The following is a 21,486-nucleotide window of genomic DNA, read 5'->3' as shown; positions in this document are numbered from 1 at the left end:
TCCGTTTGCTTTTCAGCGCTCGGTTTCGCCTTTCGCCGACAGCCCGTAGCGCTTCATCTTCTCGTACAGCGTCGCCTTGCCGACATGCAGCCGGTCGGCCGTCGCGGCGACCGCGCCGCCCGTCTGGTTCAGCGCCTCGGCGATCACCGCGCGCTCGAATTGCTCGATGCGCTCCTTCAGCGTCTGCTCGCTGTCGGCGTCGTCGCCGCTCGCGCCCGTCTCCTGCGGCATGTCGGCCACGCCGAGCACGAAGCGGTCGGCCGCGTTGCGCAGCTCGCGCACGTTGCCGGGCCAGTCGCGCTGCATCAGGCTCGCGCGCTGCCGGTCGGTCAGCACCGGCGCGGGCCGCGCGTAGCGCACGGCCGCATCGAGCATGAAGTGCTCGAACAGCGGCACGATGTCCTCGCGGCGCTCGGCCAGCGGCGGCAGCGCGATCGTCACGACGTTGAGGCGGTACAGCAGGTCGCGCCGGAACGTGCCGGCCGCGACGAGCTCACTCATGTCGCCCTTCGCGGCTGCCACCACGCGGCAGTTCACGCGGATCGGCTGGTTCGAGCCGAGCCGCTCCAGCACGCCGTCCTGCAGCACGCGCAGCAGCTTCACCTGCAGCGCGAGCGGCATGCTTTCGATTTCGTCGAGGAACAGCGTGCCGCCGGACGCATATTCGAGCTTGCCGACGCGGCGCTTCGCGGCGCCGGTGAACGCGCCGGGCTCGTAGCCGAACATCTCCGACTCGAACATCGGCTCAGGCAGCGCGCCGCAATTCACCGCGATGAACGGCTTGTCGCGGCGCGGCGACAGCTCGTGCAGGCTGCGCGCGATCAGCTCCTTGCCGGCGCCGGTGTCGCCGTTGATCAGCACCGACGCATCGGTGGGCGCGACGTTCGCGATCAGCTTGCGCACCTGCTCGATTGCCGGGCTGCGGCCGATGATGCGCGGCGCGACGACGTTCTGCCCGGCCAGCTCGCGCCGCAGCGCGTGGTTCTCGAGCACGAGCTCGCGGCGCTCGAGCGCGCGGCGCACCGTCTCGATCAGGCGCTCGGCCGCGAACGGTTTTTCGATGAAATCGTATGCGCCGTCGCGCATCGCCTGCACGGCCATCGAGATGTCGCCGTGCCCCGTGACGAGGATCACGGGCACGTCGGGCACGCGCTCGCGGCACTGCGCGAGCACGTCGAGCCCACTCGCGCCGGGCAGCCGGATGTCGCTGACGATCGCGCCGGCGTTGTCCGCGACGATCGCCTTCTCGGCCGCTTCGGCCGACTCGAAGCCGGCGACGTCGAACCCCGCCAGCTGAAGGCTCTGCACGCTGGCCCGGCGAACGAGCGCATCGTCTTCGATATAGATCACTTGCAGCCGGTTGGCCATCGTACTCACTTGCTCCTGACGGGCCGCGCGGCGGCAGCGCGCGCGGCGTCGTTGATACCGATCGTGCGCCGATCGGGCGGGCGGCGTGGCGCGCCTAGCGCGAGCCCGCCGGCTCGGACACGGAGTCCGGATGATGCGTGCGGGCGCGCCGCAGCGTCAAGACGAACAGCGCTCCGCCCGACGGCGCATTGCGCGCGGTCAGCGCGCCGCCCGCGTCGCTCGCGATCGACGACGAGATCGCGAGGCCGAGGCCGAGCCCGCGCCCCATTTCCTTGGTCGTGAAGAACGGCTCGAACAGGCGCGGCAGCAGGTCGGGCGCAATGCCGCTTCCGTTGTCGCGCACCTCGACGGCGAGCGTGGCCGCCAACACCGCGATCGTCACCTCGATCGCCGGCGCCGCCACGCCGGCCACCGCGTCGAGCGCGTTGCCGAGCAGGTTGATCAGCACCTGTTCGAGGCGCAGATCCTCGCAACGGGCGACGAGTTCGGGATAGTCGCGCGCCAGGTCGAGCGGCGCATCCTGTGCGGGCGACACGGTCGCGTCCTGCAGCGTCAGCGTGAGCGCGACGCCGCTCAGGCGCTCGCCAAGCAGCGACAGCACGCTGCGCAGCGCGCGCACGACGAGCGCCTGCTCGTTGCGCGGCTTCGCGCGGCCGACGAACAGCTTCAGCTGGTTCGTGATCTTGCCCATCCGCTCGGTAAGCGCGGCGATCGCCTCGAGGTTTTCCCGCGCGGCCGCCTGCTCGCCGCGATCGAGCAGCACGCGCGTGTTGTCCGAGAAACTGCGCAGCGCCGCGAGCGGCTGGTTCAGTTCGTGCGTGATGCCGGCCGCCATCTGGCCGAGCGCGGCGAGCTTGCTCGCCTGGATCAGTTCGTCGTGCGCGGCGCGCAGCTCCTGCTCCGCGCGGATGCGGTCGCCGACCTCCTTCTGCAACTGCTCGTTCGCTTCCGACAGGTCGGCCGTGCGCTCCTCGACGCGCCGGTTCAGCTCCGCATACGCCTGCTGCAGCAGCGCACGGCCGCGGATCATTTCACGCACGCGCGCGCGGCGCATCCGCCAGTAGAACGCGAGCAGCGCGACCGACACGAAGCCGAAACCCGTGACGATCGTCGCGTTGCGCGCATCGGCGTCGACGGGCGCGATCGGCGCGAGCGTGACGAGCAGCCAGTCGGGCTCGCCGATCCGGCGCTTGCTCGCGAGAAACCGCGGCGCGCGCAGGCCCGGGCCAAGGCGCACGATCTCCGCATCGGGGCCGAGCACCTGCTCGATGCGCAGCGGCAGCGGCGTGACGGGCTGCTGCGCGTACTGGCGCGTCTCGTAGATCGACGCGGCGACGGAGCCCGTCAGCGGCCGCAGCGTGTGGTACTTCCACGCGGGCACCGACGACAGGAACACGACGCCGTGATCGTCCACGACGACGAGCGGCTCGGATGCATCGGCGCCCTGGAACCATTCGAGGTTGAGCTTCACGACGACCACGCCCGCGATCTTGCCGTCGCGCCACACGGGCTGCGAGATGTAGTAGCCGGGATCGCGCGAGATCGTGCCGATCCCGAAGAAGCGGCCGACCTGGCCGTTCATCGCATCGAGGAAATACGGGCGGAAGCGGTATTCGATCCCGACGAAGCTGTCGGGCGCGCGCCAGTTGCTGGCGGCGACACACAGGCCGTCCGCGCCGATCACATAGGTGACGGTCGCGTGCGCGTGTTCGTTGAGGTCTTCGAGATAGCGATTGACGCGCCCGGTGTAGTCGGCGCGCGTCGGCTCGGCGAGCAGGTCCTGCACGTACGGATGGCTGCCGAGCAGATAGGGCAGCGACTCGTAGCGGTCGAGCGTGCTCTTGAGCGCGTTGGTGGTGCGATCGACGCGCACGGCGGCGTTGCGCTGCAGCTCGGCGACGCCGCGCCGCCAGGTGATCGTCCACGTCAGCGTGCACGCCGCGGCGAGCGCGGCGGCAAGCACGACGAGAATGAGCAGACGACGCGTCACGGTCGAGGCTTCCTGGCGATGCGGATCGCCTATTGTGTCATAGGCCTCCGCCCTTCCGCCTCGACCGCCGCGGCTCGCACCGCCGGCGGGCGGTGCCGCCGCCTGCTCCTTCATCGCGTCAGACGCCGGCCGTCTCGGTCGGCGTCACTTCGCCGCCGCCCTTCAGCGCCTGGCGCAGCTTGTTGCGGTCGAGCTCCTTCTCCCAGGCCGACACGACGACCGTCGCGACGCCATTGCCGACGATGTTGGTCAGCGCACGGCATTCGCTCATGAAGCGGTCGATGCCGAGGATCAGCACCATGCCCGACAGCGGGATCGTCGGCACGACGGCCAGCGTCGCGGCGAGCGTGATGAAGCCCGCGCCCGTGACGCCGCTCGCGCCCTTCGACGTCAGCATCGCGACGGCGAGCAGCGTGAGCTGCTGCATCCACGTCAGTTCGATGTTGGTCGCCTGCGCGATGAACAGCACGGCCATCGTCATGTAGATGTTGGTGCCGTCGAGGTTGAACGAATAGCCGGTCGGCACGACGAGGCCGACGACCGAACGCGAGCAGCCGGCCTTCTCGAGCTTTTCCATCAGCTGCGGCAGCGCGGCTTCCGACGAGCTCGTGCCGAGCACGATCAGCAGCTCTTCCTTGATGTAGGACACGAAGCGGATGATCGAGAAGCCGGTGAAGCGCGCGATCGTGCCGAGCACGACGAGCACGAACACCACCGACGTCAGGTAGAAGGTGCCGATCAGCTTGAGCAGCGGCACCAGCGAGCCGACGCCGTACTTGCCGATCGTGAACGCCATCGCGCCGAACGCGCCGATCGGCGCCAGCTTCGTGACGATGTGCACGATGCCGAACAGCACGCGCGTGAGCCCGTCGATGAAGTCGGTGACGACCTTGCCGCGCTCGCCGAGGTGCGCGAGCACGCTGCCGAACAGCAGTGCGATCAGCAGGATCTGCAGGATCTCGCCCTGCGCGAACGCATCGACCATCGTGTTCGGGATGATGTGCATCAGGAAGTCGACCGTCGACTGCCCGTGCGCCTTCGCCGCGTACGACGCGACGGCCTTGCCGTCGAGCGTCGCCGGATCGATGTTGAAGCCGACGCCCGGACGCAGGATGTGCGTGGCCGCCAGGCCGAGCACCAGCGCGAAGGTCGACACGATCTCGAAGTACAGCAGCGCCTTGCCGCCGACGCGGCCGACCTTCTTCATGTCCTCCATGCCGGCGATGCCGGTGACGACCGTACAGAAGATGATCGGGCCGATCACCATCTTGATCAGCTTGATGAAGCCGTCGCCGAGCGGCTTCATGTCGGTGGCGATCGACGGGTAGAAATGGCCGAGGATCACGCCGACGATGATGGCGAAGATCACCTGCACATAGAGCACTTTGTAGAAGGGTTTCTTCTTCACGATGGTTCCTGCAGAAGTAGATGAGCCGATGGAAACGGCGTCACGCGCGCGGACGAATGTCACAGGGGAGATTCACTCGCCCGCGCGGCTGCCGTGCCGCAACAAGCGATGCCTCAGGACGTCCGGAGGGGGAGGAAGGCAGTGGTCATCGATTGTCTCCTTGCTTGCTGTAGTAGTTCGGCCGGGGGAAGGCCGTGCGCTTTATATTGCAAGGTCGATGCCAGGTTCCTGAAACCCGTCAAACCTTTGTATTCATTGTATTTCTCATAATGCGGCAGGCAAGGAAATCCGGGATTCCGGATTTCCGGAAAATATCCGTCCGGCGATCCGGACGGATGCGTTCATTCATCTGACGAATCAATGCTGCACGGCGCGGCCGGCCAGCACGCCCGTCTGCGCGTAGAACTCCTGCTGCGCGAACGCGTCGCGCTCGCGCCGCGCGCGCTCGCCGCGATCCGCGAGCGAGCCGATGACGATCCCGATGAACGCGAGCGGCACCGACACGAGCGCCGGGTTGTCGAGGAACACCGGTGCGTGCGCGTGGTGCAGCACGTCGACCCACACCGACTTCGACAGCACCGTGAGCGTGACCGCCGACACGAGGCCGAGGCCGCCGCCGAGCACCGCGCCGCGCGTCGTCATCCCGCGCCAGAAGATCGACATCGCGAGCACCGGGAAATTGGCGCTCGCGGCCACCGCCGCGACGAGGCCGACCATGAACGCGACGTTCACGTGCTCGAACAGGATCGACAGCCCGATCGCGACCGCCGACAGCGCGATCGTCGCCGCGCGCGAGATGCGCATCTCGACGCGCTCGTCGGGCTTGCCGCGTGCCCACATCTGCGCGTACAGGTCGTGCGAGATCGTCGTCGCGCCGGCGAGCGTGAGGCCCGCCACCACCGCGAGGATCGTCGCGAACGTGACGGCCGCGATGAACCCGTAGAACCAGTTCCCGCCGACCGCCTGCGCGAGCTTCACCGCGACCATGTTCGAACCGCCGAGCAGGTCGTGCGTCAAGTTGAACGTGCCGTTCGCGCCGAGCTTGAAGAACTCCGGATGCTGCGCGAGCAGCACGATCGCGGAGAAGCCGATCACGAAGGTCAGCAAATAGAAGTAGCCGATGAAGCCGGTCGCATAGAGCACCGACTTGCGCGCCTCCTTCGCGTTCGGCACCGTGAAGAAGCGCATCAGGATGTGCGGGAAGCCGGCCGTGCCGAACATCAGCGCGATGCCGAGCGACAGCGCGTTGGCCGGATCGCGGATCAGCTTGCCGGGGCCCATGATCGACAGCGCGCCCGGATGCACGGCCACCGCGCGGCGGAACATCTCGTCGACGCTGAAGCCGAATTCGCCGAGCGCGAGCACGACGAGCAGCGTCGCGCCGCACAGCAGCAGCACGGCCTTGATCACCTGCACCCAGGTGGTCGCGGTCATCCCGCCGAAGAACACGTACACCACCATCAGCACGCCGACGATCAGCTCGGCCGTGCCGTACGACAGCCCGAACAGCAGCTGGATCAGCTTGCCCGCGCCGACCATCTGCACGACGAGGTACAGCACGACGATGGTCAGCGAATTCGCGGACGTCAGCAGCCGGATCGGCCGCTGCGCGAAGCGGTACGCGACGACGTCGACGAACGTGAACTTGCCGAGGTTGCGCAGCGGCTCGGCGATCAGGAACATCACGAACGGCCAGCCGACCAGGAAGCCGATCGAGTAGATGAGCCCGTCGAAGCCGAACATGAACACCATCCCCGACAGCCCGAGGAACGACGCGGCCGACATGTAGTCGCCCGCGATCGCGAGCCCGTTCTGCAGGCCGGTGATGCCGCCGCCGGCCGTGTAGAAGTCGCGCGTCGAGCGCGTGCGGCGCGCGGCCCAGCGCGTGAGCGCGAGCGTCGCGAACACGAACGCGAAGAACATCCCGATCGCGACCGGGTTCAGTTCGACCTTGTCGGGCATCGGGCCCGCGACGGATACCGCGTGCGCGGCGGTGGAAGCGAGAACGGCAGGCGCGCCGAGCGCCATCGAGAGTCGTCGCATGTCGGCCTCCATCACGAACGCTGCAGGATCGCGTCGACGCGGCGGTCGAACGCACGGTTCGCGCGCAGCACGTAGCACGCGGTCAGGCTGATCGCGACCAGGATGATCGCGACGCCGGCGGCGATCCCGACCGTCATCGTCGCGCCGCGGTACAGCGGCGCGGCGAGCACGTGCGGCGCGAGCGCGACGAGCAGGATGAAGCCGTAGTACGTGGCGATCATCAGCGCCGTCAGCGTGAAGCTGAAGCGGCGCCGCGCCCGCACGAGCTGCTGGTAGTCACGGCGCGCCGTGACCGATTCGATGACGGAAAGCTCCATGGTGTCTCCATTTCCACCGCGTCGTTGCGCGAGGGTTGTCTTGTGGATGGCTGGCGCGTCGACTGCTCCGCCCGCGCCACGGCGGCAAGGCATGAAGCGCGTTACACGATGCGATCCGCACGCAGCCGCGCCACCTCGTCGGCCGACATCCCGAGCCAGCCGCCGAGCACCGCCTCCGTATCGGCACCGAGCACCGGCGGCGCACCGCGCACCGGCAACCGCGCGCCGTCGAACCGGTACGGCGGCGCCAGCACGTCGACGCCGCCCGCGACCGGGTGCGGCTGCCGCGTGACGAGCCCCGCACTCGCCGCGCGTTCCGACTTCAGCGCCTCGTGCAGCCCGAGCACTTCGCCGCACGGAATGCCCGCGCCGGAAAGCGCCGTGAGCAACGCCGCGCGCGGCCGGCGTGCGAGTTCGCCGCAAATCTCGGGCAGCAGCTCGGCGCGGTTTTCCGAGCGGCCGAGGTTGGTCTTGTAGCGCGCGTCGGCCGCGAGATCAGGCCGCTCGATCGCCTCGCAGAAACGCGCGAACTGCGTGTTGTTGCCGACCGTGATCACGAGCGGGCCGTCGGCCGCGTCGAACACGCCGTACGGTACGACCGACGGATGCGCGTTGCCGTAGCGCGGCGGGTCCTCGCCCATCAGCAGCGCGTCGAGCCCGTAGTACGCGGTGATCATCAGCCCGCAGTCGAACAGCGCCATCTCGATGCGCCGCCCGCGCCCCGTTGCGTGTCGTTCGTACAGCGCGGCGAGGATCGCCTGCGCCGAATACATGCCGGTGAACAGGTCGACCGCCGCGACGCCGAACTTCAGCGGCGGCTGGCCGGCCTCGCCGTTCAGCGCCATCAACCCGGCCTCGCCCTGCACGACGAGGTCGTAGCCAGGCCGCGCGGCCTCGGCGCCCGAGCGGTCGTAGCCGGAGATCGCGCAGTGCACGACACGCGGATTCAGCTCGGCCAGCGCGTCGTAGCCGAGCCCGAGCTTTTCCGCGCCGCCGAACTTGAAGTTGTGGAGCACCACGTCGGCCTGCGCGGCCAGCTCGCGCGAGAGCCGGCGCCCGTCTTCAGTCTGCAGGTCGAGACAGATCGAGCGCTTGCTGCGGTTGACGCTGTTGAAGTAGGTCGTCTCGGTGTCGCCGATCCTCAGGCCCCAGTCGCGCGTGTCGTCGCCGCGCGCCGGATGCTCGACCTTGATCACTTCCGCGCCAAAATCGGCGAGCACCATCGCGCACCACGGGCCCGCGAGCACGCGCGAGAAATCGAGCACCTTCACGCCGGCCAGCGGCAATGCGCGCGATTCGTTCGTCATCCTTGTCTCCTCCGTTCGCGTCGTTCGTCATTACTGTTTCGACAGCGCGATGTAGCGCGCGAGGTGATGATCCTCGTCGCCGAGCTGGTGATCGATCATCACGAGGCGCTTCGCGTAGTGCGACAGCGGCAGCTCCCACGTCATCCCGATCCCGCCGTGCAGCTGGATGCTCTCTTCGGCAACGAGCGTGCCGATCCGGCCGATCGTGTACTTCGCCGCCGCGAGCGCGCGTTCGCGCACCCCGCGCGGCGCATCGAGCTGCGCGGCCGCGTTGATCACGGCCGAGCGCGCCTGCTCGACCTCGAGCAGCAGGTCGGCCATCCGGTGCTGCAGCGCCTGGAAGCTGCCGATCGGCAAGCCGAACTGCTTGCGCGTGCGCAGGTAGTCGAGCGTGTATTCCTTCGCGACGTCCATCGCGCCGAGCGCCTCCGCCGACAGCGCGAGCAATCCGTAGCCGAGCACGCGTTCGAGCAGCTCGACGCCAGCTTCGCCGTCGTGCGTGCCGAGCGCGGCATCGGCCGGCAGCACGACGCGTTCGAAGCGCACCTCGGCCGCGCGGCCGCCGTCGATCTTCCGGTAGTCGCGCAGCGATACGCCCGGCGCATCGGCCGGCACGACGAACAGGCCGATGCCGGCCGCATCGTCGTCGTGCCCCGACACGCGCGCGCTGACGACGAAGAACGCCGCTTGCGCGGCCTGGTCGACGACACCCTTCGCGCCCGTCAGCACCCAGCCGTCGCCCGAGCGTTCGGCGCGCGTGCGCACGGTCGTCAGTTCGTAGTGCGAGCCCGGCTCGTCATGCGCGAACGCGGCGCTCACGCTGCCGTCGATCAGCGCGGCCAGCCGGTCGCGATGCGCGGCGCCGCCGGCGAGCGACAGCGCACGCCCCGCGAGCAGCGCGCCGAGGAACGGCTCGACGACGAGCCCGCGCCCGAGGCATTCGAACACCACGGCGATGTCGAAGCCCGCGCCGCCGAACCCGCCGTCGGCTTCGGCAAACAGCGCGCCGACCGTGCCGAGGTCGGCAAGGCGCCGCCACATCGCGCGATCGAAACCCTCGGCCGACTGCGCGATGCGATCGCGCATCGGGAACGCGTACTGTTCGGCGATGAAGCGGTTCAACGTATCCGCCAGCATCCGGCGGTCTTCTGTGTGCTGGAAATCCATCGTCGCGTCCCTCGTTACAGCCCGAGCATCATCTTCGCGATGATGTTCTTCTGGATCTCGTTCGAGCCGCCGAAGATCGACAGCTTCCGGTTGTTGAAGTACTGCTGCGCGGCGCTCGCGGCTTCGTCCGGGCCGACCGGCTCGCCGTCGTAATCGGCATCGAGCGCTTCCTCGACGAACGGCTGCGCGTACGGCCCCATCGCGCGCCGCATCAGCGCGGTGATCTCCTGGCGGATCTGCGTGCCGCGGATCTTCAGCATCGAGCTTTCCGCGCCCGGCGCGCCGCCGCCCGCGACCGCGGCCAGCACGCGCAGGTTGGTCGTGCGCATGTTCTCGAGTTCGATCTCGACCCGCGCGACGCGCGCCGCGAAGAACGGATCGTCCGCGAGCGGCCGGCCGTTCTTCGTGACCTTCGCGGCGACTGCCCGCAGCCGGTCGAGCGCGGCCGTCGAGAAGCCGATTCCCGCGATGTTGGTACGCTCGTACGTGAGCAGGTATTTCGCGTAGGTCCAGCCGCGGTTCTCCTCGCCGACGAGGTTGGCCGCCGGCACGCGCACGTCGGTGAAGAACACCTCGTTCACTTCGTGCTCGCCGTCGAGCGTGACGATCGGGCGCACCTCGACGCCCGGCGTGTTCATGTCGATCAGCAGGAAGCTGATGCCTTCCTGCTTGCGCACGTCGGTCGCGGTGCGCACGAGGCAGAAAATCATGTTCGCGTAGTGGCCGAGCGTGGTCCACGTCTTCTGGCCGTTCACGAGGTAGTGCTCGCCCTGCGCGTCGATCCCGCGCACCGCGCTCGTCTTCACCGCTGCAAGATCGGAACCGGCGCCCGGCTCCGAGTAGCCCTGGCACCACCAGTCGGTGCCGTCGAGGATGCGCGGCAGCCAGTGGCGCTGCTGCGCGTCGTTGCCGTACTTGATCAGCACGGGGCCGAGCATGTTCACGCCGAACGGCACGATGCGCGGCGCACCCGCGAGCGCGCATTCGTTGTCGAACAGGAACTTCTGCGCGACGCTCCAGCCGGGGCCGCCGTATTCGCGCGGCCAGTGGCTCGCGAGCCAGCCGCGCGCGTTGAGGATCGCGTGCCATTCGCGCATGTCGTCGCGCGTGAGATGCAGGCCGCTCTTCACCTTGCGCGCGATGCGCGCGGGCAGTTCGGCTCGCAGGAAGCGCTGCACTTCGGTGCGGAAGGCTTCCTCTTCGGGAGTGAAATTGAGGTCCATCTTCGGTCCGTGGCGAATGCGGTGGGCGTTCAGTCGATGCGGTTCAGGCTCGCGAAATCCGCGCCGCGCGCGACGAGATCGACGAGCAACGGCGACGGCTTCCAGAACAGCGGATCTTCCTTCGCGAACGCGCGGATATCGGCGAGCACGTTCGCGAGGCCGACCGTGTCCGCGTAATGCATCGGGCCGCCGCGATAGCGCGGGAAGCCGTAGCCGTGCAGGAACACCGCATCGACATCGAGCGGGCGCAGCGCGATCTTCTCGTGCACGACGTTCGCGCCTTCGTTGATCATCGCGGCGAGATAGCGGCGCAGGATCTCGTCGTCGGTGAAGGTGCGCGGCGTGACGCCCTTCTTCGCGCGTTCTTCCGCGACGATCGCCTCGACTTCCGGGTCCGGCGTGCCGACACGCGCGCCGTCCGGATACAGGTAGTAGCCGCGCGCGGTCTTCTGGCCGAACCAGCCGCGCTCGCACAGCCGGTCGGAAATCTCCACGTAGCGCGCACGCGGGTCGCGCGTCGCCGCGCGGCGCTTGCGGGTCGCCCAGCCGATGTCGCCGCCCGCGAGGTCGACGACCTGGAACGGCCCCATCGGGAAGCCGAATTCGCGCACCGCGCGATCGATCTGGTACGGCGACGCGCCGTCTTCCATCAGGTAGTCGGCCGCCGTGCGATAGACCGCGAGGATCCGGTTGCCGATGAAGCCGTCGCACACGCCGGCGCGCACCGGCGTCTTCTTCAGCTGCTTCGCCAGCGCGAACGCGGTCGCAACGACGTCCGCGCTCACGCGCGCCGGCACGACGATCTCGAGCAGCTTCATCACGTTGGCCGGCGAGAAGAAATGCAGGCCGATCACGTCCGCCGGCCGGTCGATGCTGGCGGCCAGCGCGTCGATGTCGAGATACGACGTGTTGGTCGCGAGCACCGCGCCCGGCTTGCACACGCGCGCGAGTTCGGCGAACACGGCCTGCTTCACGGCCATGTCCTCGAATACCGCCTCGATCACGACGTCGGCCTGCGCGAGCGCGTCGTACGACGTGCTGCCCTTGAAGCGCGCGAGCCGCGCCGCGTGCGCGGCCGGCGTCATCCGCCCTTTCGCGACGAGGCCGTCGTACACCTTCTCGACGTGCGCTCGGCCACGTGCGAGCGATGCTTCGTCGCGTTCGATCATCGTCACCGGCAGCCCGGCATCGAGCGCCGCGACCGCGATGCCCGCGCCCATCGTGCCGCCGCCGACCACGCCGATCCGCTCGACCGGCCGCGCGCTCGCGCGCCGCGCCTCGGGCGCCTTCGCCGCTTCGCGCTCCGCGAAGAACGCATGCACGAGGCCCGCGCGCTGCGGGCTGTCGATGCACTGCAGGAACAGGCTGCGCTCGAGCTTCATCCCCGCGTCGAACGACTGCGTGAGCGCGGCCTCGACCGCGTCGACGATCTTCGCCGGCGAGAACAGGCCACGCGATTTCTTCGGCAGTTCCGCGCGCGCCGTATCGATCGCGGCCTGCGCGGCCACGCGATCGGCGAGCCCCCGCGCATCGCGCGTGCGGCGCACCGGCGCGCCGAGCGACACGAGTTCCTGCGCATACGCGAGGCCTTCGGCGAGCGTGTCGTCGCTGTGCGCGACGCGGTCGACGAGGCCCAGCGCGAGCGCTTCGTCCGCGCTCACATGACGACCCGTCAGCATCAGGTCGAGCGCGGCCTTCGCACCGATCAGGCGCGGCGCGCGCTGCGTGCCGCCCGCGCCGGGCAGCAGGCCGAGCGTGACTTCGGGCAGCCCGAGCTTCGTGCCGGGCACCGCGAGCCGGTAATGCGCGGCGAGCGCGACTTCGAGGCCGCCGCCGAGCGTCGCGCCGTGCAGCGCGACCACGACCGGCTTCGTGCCCGATTCGATCCGCTCGCATACATCAGGCAGCGACGGCGGCGCGATCGGCTTGCCGAATTCGCGGATGTCGGCGCCCGCGATGAAGTTGCGGCCGGCGCCGACGATCAGCACCGCACGGATCGCGTCGTCGGCCTGCGCGGCGTCGAGCGCGTCGGCGAGGCCGCGCCGCACCTCGGCGGACAGCGCGTTGACGGGCGGATGGTCGATCGTGACGACGAGCACCTTGTCGCGCCGTTCGCGCGTGACGGTGCCGGCCGGGCTGGCGGGGGAAGCGGGTGAATTCATCGTGTCTCCTTGACGCGGCGGCGGGTGCGTCGACGCCGGTTCGTGGCTCACGGCCACGCGAGCGGCGCCGGGCACCGGCCCCCGTCCCGCACGAAGCGGGACAAGATCCGGCCGTACGCCGGGCATGACCTGATTCTCGATTGATCGAGATTCATTGACAATTCCCTCCTGCTTTTACAAGCTGTCAAGTCTGACTTGACACTGAATGCTTCCGACCATTAACCGGGACGGATCAGGAGACGCGACGCATGGATCTGAACGCGCTGACGCTGCTCGTCGAGATCCTCGACGCCGGCAATCTCAGCAAGGCCGCGCAGCGGCTCAAGATGAGCCGCGCGAACGTCAGCTACCGGCTGAACCAGCTCGAGCGCTCGATCGGCCAGCAGCTCGTGCGGCGCACGACGCGGCGCATCGAGCCGACCGAGATCGGGCTGAAGCTGTACGAGCACGGCCGGCGCATCCGCAACGAACTGCTCGCCGCGCAGGAATCGGTGACGACGCTCGGCCAGGACCTGCAGGGCCGCGTGCGGCTGTCGGTGCCGAGCGGCTACGGGCAGATGGTGATGTCCGACTGGCTGCTCGCGTTCAAGCGGCTGCATCCGGGCATCGTGCTCGACGTCGTGTTCGAGAATCGCGTGGAAGACCTGATGCGCGACGAGATCGACATCGCGGTGCGCGTGATGCCGGAGCCGCCGCAGAACCTCGTCGCGCGCGACATGGGCGCGGTGCGCTACGTCGCGTGCGCGTCCGCCTCATTCGCGACCGAGCACGGGATGCCGGCGAGCCTCGGCGCGTTGTCGGCCGCCCCGGTCGTCACCGCGACGGTGATGGGGCGGCAGCTCCGGATCGCCGCGTATCTGGGCGACGAGCGCCACGAGGTGCTGCTCGAGCCCACGCTGGTTTCGGAGAACTTCCTGTTCCTGCGGCAGGCGATCCTCGGCGGGATCGGCGTCGGCATCGTGCCCGACTACGTGGTACAGGACGACATCCGGCGCGGCACGGTCGTCACGTCGCTCGACGCGTACCGGCTCAGCATCTTCGGCACGCACATGTACATGCTCTACATGCCGAACCGGCACCACACGCGCGCGACGTCGACCTTCATAGAGTTCATCCTCGAACAGGCCGGAAAGACCGGCCGGGGTGGGCCCGGCGCGATGCGTCAGGGTTTCCTGTCGGGTGACAAGCCGCCGGGCGCGCGGCGACAATAGCGCGCCGGGGCGGGCAGCCGCGTTGCGCCGGCACTGTCGCCTCCTTCGAATTCACTGCTGCCGAGGGTTCAATGTTCGACCGGATTCGTCCGCATTCGCGCTCCTGGACGCTGCTCGCCGCCGTCGCGCTCGTCGCGTTCAACGCCGGCTGCACGTCCCCGTCCACGCCGCCGTCGGGCGCGGTGGTGCCCGTCGTCGCCGCCTCGGGCGCCGCCGTGCCGCTGCCCGGCTTCCACGCGCCCGAGCTGTCGTCCGGCTGGACCGACAAGCCCGGCTGGACCTCGCAGCACTTCATGATCGCGGCCGCGAACCCGCTCGCGACGCAGGCCGGCTACGAGATGCTGAAAGCGGGCGGCACCGCGATCGACGCGGCGATCGCCACGCAGATGGTGCTCGCGCTCGTCGAGCCGCAATCGTCGGGGATCGGCGGCGGCGCGTTCCTGCTGTACTTCGACGGCAAGGCAACGCAGGCCTACGACGGCCGCGAAACCGCGCCGGCCGCCGCGACCGACCGCCTGTTCTACGGGCCGACCGGCCAGCCGATGAGCTTCTACGAAGGTGTCGTCGGCGGGCGCTCGGTCGGCACGCCGGGCGTGCTGCGCATGCTCGACGCCGCGCATCGCGCGCACGGCAAGCTGCCGTGGCGCCGGCTGTTCCAGCCGGCGATCCGGCTCGCCGAGCACGGCTTTACGATCAGCCCGCGGCTCGCGACGCTGATCGCCAACGACCGATACCTGAAGAACGACCCGGCCGCGCGCGCGTACTTCTACAACCCGGACGGCACGCCGAAGGCGGCCGGCACGGTGCTGAAGAACCCCGCGCTCGCGACCGTGCTGCGCCAGGTCGCCGACCGCGGCGCGAACGCGTTCTACAGCGGCGCGATCGCGCGCGACATCGTCACGAAGGTGCGCAAGCACCCGACCAACCCGGGCCTGCTGTCGCTGCAGGATCTCGCGCGCTACAAGGCGAAGGTGCGCGCGCCGCTGTGCGCCGACTACCGGCGCTCGGTCGTGTGCGGGATGCCGCCGCCGTCGTCGGGCGGCCTCGCGATCGCGCAGATGCTCGGCATCCTCGAAGCGATGCCCGACTGGCAGCAGATCGGCGCGCAGAAGCCGGTGCGCAACGACGTCGGCTACGAGCCGACCCCGTTCGCCGCGCACCTGTTCAGCGAAGCCGGACGCCTCGCGTATGCGGACCGCGCGCGCTACGTCGCCGATCCCGATTTCGTGCCGCTGCCCGGTGGCAGCTGGGCGAGCCTCACCGACAAGACCTATCTCGCGCAGCGCGCGCACCTGATCGGCGACAGCAGCATGGGCGTGGCCCAAGCCGGCACGCCGCAGGGCGCGACGCTCGCGATGGCCGACGACCGCAGCCCCGAGCTGCCGTCGACGTCCGACATCGCGATCGTCGACCGCTACGGCCAGGCGCTGTCGATGACGACCAGCATCGAGGACGCGTTCGGTTCGCGGCTGATGGTGCGCGGCTTCATGCTGAACAACCAGCTCACCGATTTTTCGTTCGTGTCGAACGACAACGGCCGGCCGGTCGCGAACCGCGTGCAGGCCGGCAAGCGGCCGCGCTCGGCGATGTCGCCGGAGCTGGTGTTCGACAAGAAGACGAAGCAGGTGACGATGATCGTCGGCTCGGCCGGCGGCCCCGCGATCATCAATCATGTCGCGAAGACGCTGGTCGGCGTGCTCGACTGGGGGATGACGATGCAGCAGGCGATCGCGCTGCCGAACTTCGGGTCGATGAACGGGCCGACGCAGCTTGAACGCGGCCGCGTGTCGGAAGCGCTCGCCGACGGGCTGAAGGGCCGCGGGCACGACGTGCAGGTCGTCGAGATGAACTCGGGGCTGCAGGGGATCCAGCGGCTGAACGTGCAGGGGCAGACAGTGTGGTTCGGCGGCGCGGATCCGCGGCGGGAAGGCGCGGCGATGGGGGATTGAGGGCGATGAGCGACAACTTCACGTGGCTGATCGACCCAGCGGTCTCACTCGATGCGGCGCCCGCGCAAGCGCAGAGAATGATCGCTTGGCTGCAGGCGGCAGGCATCGTCGGCACGGCGACGCGCGTCGGTGACCTGTATCGCGAATGGGGCAAGACCTGGGGGCTCAAGGAAAGCCATCTGACGGCCATCGACCGAACCGGTTACCCACCCGGCCCGCATCATGCGAACGCCTGCGACGCGCGCGCGAATTTGCCGCCGTCAATCCCGAACTGGCTGGAGGTCGCCGTGGAGCGCCGCATCTTCGATGCCGGGGGGAACGGCCTCGAAATTTTCTGCCGGGCGTGCAACGCGGAGCAGACCGCACTCGGCGACGCATGGGGTGATGCATTTTCCGACTGGTTCAAGGGTGACGATGCGGCTCCGCTCGTATGCGGCGCGTGCGGACATCGGCAGGCCGTGACGCAGTGGCGCTACGACCCGCCGTGGGCCTTCGGCAATCTCGGCTTCAATTTCCAGAACTGGCTGCTGAGCGATGCGTTCATCGCCGAATTCACCGCCGCGTATGGCCAGCCGCTGGCGGTCGTGCACCAGCACATCTGAGCACTGCGCGCTGCGTCAACCACGCCCCTTCCACGGCACGATCCGCCGCTCGACCCACCGCATCGCGAGATCGAACAGCCACGCGATCGCGCCGATGATCAGGATCCCCATCACGACGATGTCGGTGCGCAGGAAGCTCGACGCGTTGAGCACCATCTGCCCGAGCCCGGCCGTCGCGGCCACCATCTCGGCCGCGACGAGCGTCGTCCAGCCGAAGCCGATCGCGATCCGCAGCCCGGTGAGGATTTCCGGCAGCGCGGCCGGCAGCACCACATGCCGCACGATCTGCGCGAAGCTGCCGCCGAGCGAATACGCGGCGTTGATCTGCTCGACCGTCGCAGCACGCACGCCGGCGCGCGCGGCCATCGCGATCGGCGCGAAGCACGCGAGGAAGATCACGACGAGCTTCGCCGTTTCGTCGATGCCGAACCAGATCACGACGAGCGGCAGGTACGCGAGCGGCGGCAGCGGCCGGTAGAACTCCAGCAGCGGATCGAGCACGCCGCGCGCGACGCGGCTCACGCCCATCAGGATGCCGGCCGGCACGCCGATCGCGGTCGCGAGCAGGAACGCGCCGAACACGCGCGCGGCGCTCCAAAGCAGGTGCTCGGACAACGGCAGCCCACCCTGAATGCGACCATGCCAGGCATCGACGAACGCCGTCCACACGGCTTCCGGCGCGGGCAGGAACAGCGGCGGCAGCCACTGGCGATGCGTGGCGACCCACCACAGCACGGCCAGCACCGCGACCGTCGCCGTGCTCAAGGCCGCTGTCTTCCCCTCCCCCGGCAACCGGTAGCGGCGCGACGACGGCGCACGGCGCTCCGTCGCTCGAGCCTGCGTGCGATCGCCCTGCTCGACACCCGCGGCCGTTCCGTCGGCCGTCCACGAATCCTGCGTGCTCATGCTGTCCTGCCTGTGCAAAGTGCTGATCCGACCGCGTCCGACCGACGCGCCCTGTCGCGCGAGTTCGTGCATCACGCGGCCGCCTCGGCCGCTTCGTCGCGATGCAGGTACGCGATCAGCCGCTCGCGCCACGCGATGAAATCCGGTGACGACTTCACCGCGCGCGCATCGCGCGATTCGACGTAACGGCGCGCGAACGGCAATTCGAAGGTTTCCGCGATCCGGCCGGGGCCGGGCGTCATCACGACGAGGCGCGTCGCGAGGAACAGCGCCTCCTCGACATCGTGCGTGATGAAGAACACCGTCTTGCCGGTGCGCGCCCATACGTCGAGCACGAGCGCCTGCATCGTGCCGCGCGTCATCGCGTCGAGCGCGCCCATCGGCTCGTCCATCAGCAGCACGCGCGGGTCGCTCGCGAGCGCACGCGCGATGCCGACACGCTGCTGCATCCCGCCCGACAGCTCGTACACGCGCGCATGCGCATGAGCGTCGAGCCCGACGAGCGCGAGCATCTCCCGCGCCCGCGCTTCGCGTTCGGCTTTCGACACGCGCGCGAAGCGCAGCCCGAGCGCGACGTTGTCGAGCACGTCGAGCCACGGCAGCAGCGCGTACTTCTGGAACACGACGCCGCGATCGGCGCCGGGGCCCGTGACCGGCACGCCGTCGACGCACACCTCACCGGTGGTCGGCGCGACGAAGCCGGCCATGCAATTCAAGAGCGTCGTCTTCCCGCACCCGGACGCGCCGAGCGCGACGACGAATTCACCGGCATCGATGCGCAGGTCGACGCGCGCGAGCGCCTGTGTCGTCGGCCTGCCGCGCTCGCCCGGATAGGCCACCGATACCTGACGGACTTCCAGCGTGCTCATGCTCAGGGCTCCGCGATGATCGCCGCTTAGCGCGCGGCCTTCTGCACGAACTGCGGATCGACGCCGGCCGAATAGTCGGCGAGCACCGTCTGGATCGTGCCTTGCGATTTGAGGAAGGTGGCCGTCGCCGCCAGCGACTTCGCGGCACCCGATTGCGAACCGCCGCCGAGCCACGTCGGCGACGCCTGCTCGGCCGCCGTCGGGAACGCATAGAGCGCGAGGCTGGCCGGCACGTCCTGCGCGTTCGCGCCCGATACCTTCGCGACCGCCGCGACCTGCGGCGAACCGACCTTCCACGCCGCCGCATGCGCGCGATAGTCGGCATCGGCGGCCGCGAGCACCTTCACGAAGCGCGTGACGAACTCGGGATTCTCGCGCGCGAACTTGCGGCTCACGACGAAGCCGTCGAAGGTCGCCTTGCCACTTTCTTTCGCAACCTGGCCGGACGTCGTCAGCACGGTGCCCGACTGCTTGACCTTCGCGAGCACCGGATCCCAGATGTAGGTCGCGTCGATGTCGCCGCGTGCCCACGCCGCCGCGACTTCGGGCGGACGCAGGTTGACGATCTTCACGTCGTTCGGATTGATGCCCGCGGCCTGCAGCGCGACGAGCGTGTGGAAATGCGACGTCGACACGAACGGCACGCCGATCTTCTTGCCCTTCAGCGATGCGACGTTCGTCACGCCCGAGCCGTTGCGCGCGACGAGCGCCTCGGCGTCGTTGATGTTGTCGAGCACCCAGAACAGCGAGATGTCGAGCCCCTGCGACAGCCCGGCCGCGATCGGGCTCGAGCCGGCTTCGCCGAGCTGCACGGAGCCCGACGCGAGCGCGCGGATCACGTCGGCGCCGCTGTCGAGCTTGCGGAACGTGACCTTGTAGCCGGTCGCCTTTTCGACTTCACCGCTCGCCTGCGCATAGCGCCACGGCACCACCATGTCCTGGTACGCGATCACGACTTCGCGCGTTTCGGCGTGCGCCGCGCCGAGCGCGGCAAAGGCGGTCAGCGCGACGACGGCGCGGCGGATGAAGCTGAAACGGGACATGCGGCTCTCCTTCGGAATGCGGGCATTGCTGCGGGAGAGCCGACTATAGGAGCTTTGCGCGCGGCGGGAGCGAACTTATCCTGCGAAGCTATCGATGCCGTTTCAGCTTTGCTTTCCATGCTCGACCGGATTACGCGTCCGGTCGGGTGGCGATTGTCGTGCGGGGACGCGGAACGCGTGTGTCAGCGTTCGCGGGTCGCGGTTCGCACTGGCCGGCCGAGATACCTGCGCGCTAGCTCGGTCTGCGGGTGCTCGAACGCGTCCTCTAGATCGTCGAGTTCCCGTACCGTCAAACCGATATCCGCCAATTGACCGACGCGCCGCCAACTCTGAACGGCATCGAACACGCCGCCCAGCACGTCAAGCGCCTGTTCGCGCGTCAACGAAAAATGACTGCATGCATCGAGCAGCATGCCAATCGAATCGATCGGACCCGTATCCTCGGTGAGCCACGTCTTCGATTCGCGCAACTTGCCGGGCATCGGATTGACGTCGAAAGCCGGTGCCAACCGCCATCGTCGATTGCCGTCGTAAAGGAAGCCGAGATTCTGCAGATGGTCGTCAGTGTTCGTGATAAGGAGGTTGAACACGAGACGCCGCCAGAGCTCGCGCGCATCATCGAGCGGCCGGGCGCCATGCTGGCGCATCGCATCGACGATCTCCGTATAGGCGTGCTCATCGTCACGGGACGCCTGCAGCATCGACGCGGCTGACAGATACGGAATACGAAGATCGTCGCCGGTGCGGTCGAACCGTTCGATGAGCGCAACGGGCGTCTCGCCCACCATCACGCATCGCGCGCCCGCCGCATCGATACCGGCCATGCGAGCGAGACGCAGTGCCAGCACCTCGGCTCGCGTGACGTTGATCGTGTCCCCGATGCTGGGAAACTTGCCGATGGCGAGCCTGCCGTTCTCGTCCAGCACCGTGCATTTCGGGCGCATACCACCCAGCGACGTACCCTTGCCCTGCAGATAGCTCAGATCGGCGGCCGTGTCGGTGCCCGCCTCGAGCGCGCGCGTGGCATCGGCGATCCGCTCGAGTTCGATGAAAGGTGGCGTGGTCCGCCGCCCGCCCTCCTCGGTCCGCAAATACCGGCCCGAACGACACAGCCTCAGCGCACCAACCCGGCTGAAGTCATCGACCGCACACAAATAATCCAGCTCGTTGAGTGGCCTGAGGTCGGGCTGGGTTCGACGCAGCTTGGCGTGCGCTCGATCGATGACGCGTCTCCCCCATGCATCGGGCTCCGTATCGGCGAGCGCGAAGTGAAAGACCGAATCCACCGCGCGCGGTGCGCGGCGGGTCTGATAGCCAGCGTGCAGCGGCAGATCCGGCGATATCTCGAAGCGATCGGGATGCGTCAACCAGCGCTCGTCATAGACGAACTGGGACAATTCGCGCCGCCCTTGACTCACATAGAGTAAGCGCCCGACCGGCAACCCGGCCGAGTGCGTCGCTGACATCCGGTTTGATCGCTTTACCGTTCATTCGCTGCTCAAAATGCGTGGGGGCTCTTCTTGGGCGTGCGAACCCGTTGGGGCAGTTGCTCGTCCATCAGCGCGAGCCCGACGTCGTCCTGTGCACTGTCGAGCAGATCGCTCAGCCGGTCGAGTTCACCGAACACCTGAAGCACGCGCGCAAGCACATGCAGTTGCATGCGCGGATCACCGGCCTCCAGTCGCTTGATCGTGCTGAGTCCTGCTCCGACACGCTCGGCCAACGCCTGCTGCGTCAACCCTCGCCGACGCCGGCCACGATTGATGTCGCCACCCAGTTTCTTGAGCGTACGCTGCGCGATGACAGGCAAAGGTCGCTCAACCTTACGGTTCTCAACCGAGCCTTTATCCGACTTAATGGTTTCCATGAGACCCATTATAAGTCGACACAGCAGGATCTCAAGGCGAGCACCCCTTAAGAG

At 68.6% G+C, this 21,486-nt stretch carries 17 protein-coding genes; 3 read left to right on the top strand and 14 right to left on the bottom strand.

Annotated elements, in window-relative coordinates:
• Positions 1–12: 12 nt before the first annotated feature.
• The 9 genes from LGM56_RS21725 to LGM56_RS21685 all read right to left on the bottom strand — a co-directional run bounded on the left by LGM56_RS21725 (position 13) and on the right by LGM56_RS21685 (position 12,985).
• A complete protein-coding gene (locus LGM56_RS21725; RefSeq protein ID WP_089426405.1) occupies positions 13–1,368 on the bottom strand; it encodes a sigma-54-dependent transcriptional regulator in 1,356 nt (451 codons plus the stop codon).
• Between the two features lie 94 nt (positions 1,369–1,462).
• Entirely contained in the window at positions 1,463–3,472 is a 2,010-nt protein-coding gene (locus LGM56_RS21720; protein WP_226206760.1) for a sensor histidine kinase, read from the bottom strand.
• Positions 3,473–3,476: 4 nt separating this feature from the next.
• Complete coding sequence (locus tag LGM56_RS21715) at positions 3,477–4,766, bottom strand: dicarboxylate/amino acid:cation symporter (RefSeq protein ID WP_039346259.1); 1,290 nt, start codon at positions 4,764–4,766, stop codon at positions 3,477–3,479.
• Positions 4,767–5,123: 357 nt separating this feature from the next.
• Positions 5,124–6,809, bottom strand: a complete 1,686-nt coding sequence (locus tag LGM56_RS21710; RefSeq protein WP_226206759.1) for a cation acetate symporter — start codon at positions 6,807–6,809, stop codon at positions 5,124–5,126.
• An 11-nt stretch (positions 6,810–6,820) separates the two neighbouring features.
• A complete protein-coding gene (locus LGM56_RS21705) occupies positions 6,821–7,126 on the bottom strand; it encodes a DUF485 domain-containing protein (RefSeq protein ID WP_039346261.1) in 306 nt (101 codons plus the stop codon).
• Between the two features lie 101 nt (positions 7,127–7,227).
• Entirely contained in the window at positions 7,228–8,433 is a 1,206-nt protein-coding gene (locus tag LGM56_RS21700) for a CaiB/BaiF CoA transferase family protein (RefSeq protein ID WP_226206758.1), read from the bottom strand.
• Positions 8,434–8,463: 30 nt separating this feature from the next.
• Positions 8,464–9,600 (bottom strand): acyl-CoA dehydrogenase family protein, encoded by a 1,137-nt coding sequence (locus tag LGM56_RS21695; protein ID WP_226206757.1) that lies wholly within the window; start codon positions 9,598–9,600, stop codon positions 8,464–8,466.
• Between the two features lie 14 nt (positions 9,601–9,614).
• On the bottom strand, positions 9,615–10,823 hold the full coding sequence (locus LGM56_RS21690) for an acyl-CoA dehydrogenase family protein (RefSeq protein WP_226206756.1): 1,209 nt from the start codon (positions 10,821–10,823) through the stop codon (positions 9,615–9,617).
• A gap of 29 nt (positions 10,824–10,852) precedes the next feature.
• Entirely contained in the window at positions 10,853–12,985 is a 2,133-nt protein-coding gene (locus tag LGM56_RS21685) for a 3-hydroxyacyl-CoA dehydrogenase NAD-binding domain-containing protein (protein WP_226206755.1), read from the bottom strand.
• 248 nt (positions 12,986–13,233) lie between these two features.
• Between LGM56_RS21685 and LGM56_RS21680 the strand changes: the two genes are divergently transcribed.
• The 3 genes from LGM56_RS21680 to LGM56_RS21670 all read left to right on the top strand — a co-directional run bounded on the left by LGM56_RS21680 (position 13,234) and on the right by LGM56_RS21670 (position 16,747).
• Positions 13,234–14,196 carry a LysR family transcriptional regulator gene (locus LGM56_RS21680; RefSeq protein WP_226206754.1) on the top strand — a complete coding sequence of 321 codons (963 nt, stop codon included), beginning with the start codon at positions 13,234–13,236 and terminating at the stop codon, positions 14,194–14,196.
• Between the two features lie 71 nt (positions 14,197–14,267).
• Positions 14,268–16,145, top strand: a complete 1,878-nt coding sequence (gene ggt / locus LGM56_RS21675; RefSeq protein WP_226206753.1) for a gamma-glutamyltransferase — start codon at positions 14,268–14,270, stop codon at positions 16,143–16,145.
• Positions 16,094–16,747, top strand: coding sequence for a hypothetical protein (locus LGM56_RS21670; protein ID WP_226206862.1), 654 nt, complete (start codon positions 16,094–16,096; stop codon positions 16,745–16,747). The genes ggt and LGM56_RS21670 overlap by 52 nt, the downstream gene beginning before the upstream one ends.
• A 15-nt stretch (positions 16,748–16,762) precedes the next feature.
• On the opposite strand, the gene LGM56_RS21665 is transcribed toward LGM56_RS21670, so the two are convergent.
• The 5 genes from LGM56_RS21665 to LGM56_RS21645 all read right to left on the bottom strand — a co-directional run bounded on the left by LGM56_RS21665 (position 16,763) and on the right by LGM56_RS21645 (position 21,432).
• A complete protein-coding gene (locus LGM56_RS21665) occupies positions 16,763–17,725 on the bottom strand; it encodes an ABC transporter permease subunit (protein ID WP_089495704.1) in 963 nt (320 codons plus the stop codon).
• On the bottom strand, positions 17,725–18,522 hold the full coding sequence (locus tag LGM56_RS21660; protein WP_089495705.1) for a taurine ABC transporter ATP-binding protein: 798 nt from the start codon (positions 18,520–18,522) through the stop codon (positions 17,725–17,727). The genes LGM56_RS21665 and LGM56_RS21660 overlap by 1 nt, the downstream gene beginning before the upstream one ends.
• A gap of 26 nt (positions 18,523–18,548) precedes the next feature.
• Positions 18,549–19,565 carry a taurine ABC transporter substrate-binding protein gene (gene tauA, locus LGM56_RS21655; protein WP_226206752.1) on the bottom strand — a complete coding sequence of 339 codons (1,017 nt, stop codon included), beginning with the start codon at positions 19,563–19,565 and terminating at the stop codon, positions 18,549–18,551.
• A 182-nt stretch (positions 19,566–19,747) separates the two neighbouring features.
• On the bottom strand, positions 19,748–20,962 hold the full coding sequence (locus LGM56_RS21650) for a HipA domain-containing protein (protein WP_319000777.1): 1,215 nt from the start codon (positions 20,960–20,962) through the stop codon (positions 19,748–19,750).
• A gap of 101 nt (positions 20,963–21,063) precedes the next feature.
• A complete protein-coding gene (locus LGM56_RS21645) occupies positions 21,064–21,432 on the bottom strand; it encodes a helix-turn-helix domain-containing protein (RefSeq protein WP_089495897.1) in 369 nt (122 codons plus the stop codon).
• Between the last annotated feature and the right edge of the window lie 54 nt (positions 21,433–21,486).

This window comes from Burkholderia sp. AU38729 (genome assembly GCF_020419725.1).
In the GTDB taxonomy this organism is placed as follows: domain Bacteria; phylum Pseudomonadota; class Gammaproteobacteria; order Burkholderiales; family Burkholderiaceae; genus Burkholderia.
This window is presented reverse-complemented; position numbering and strand designations above follow the sequence as displayed.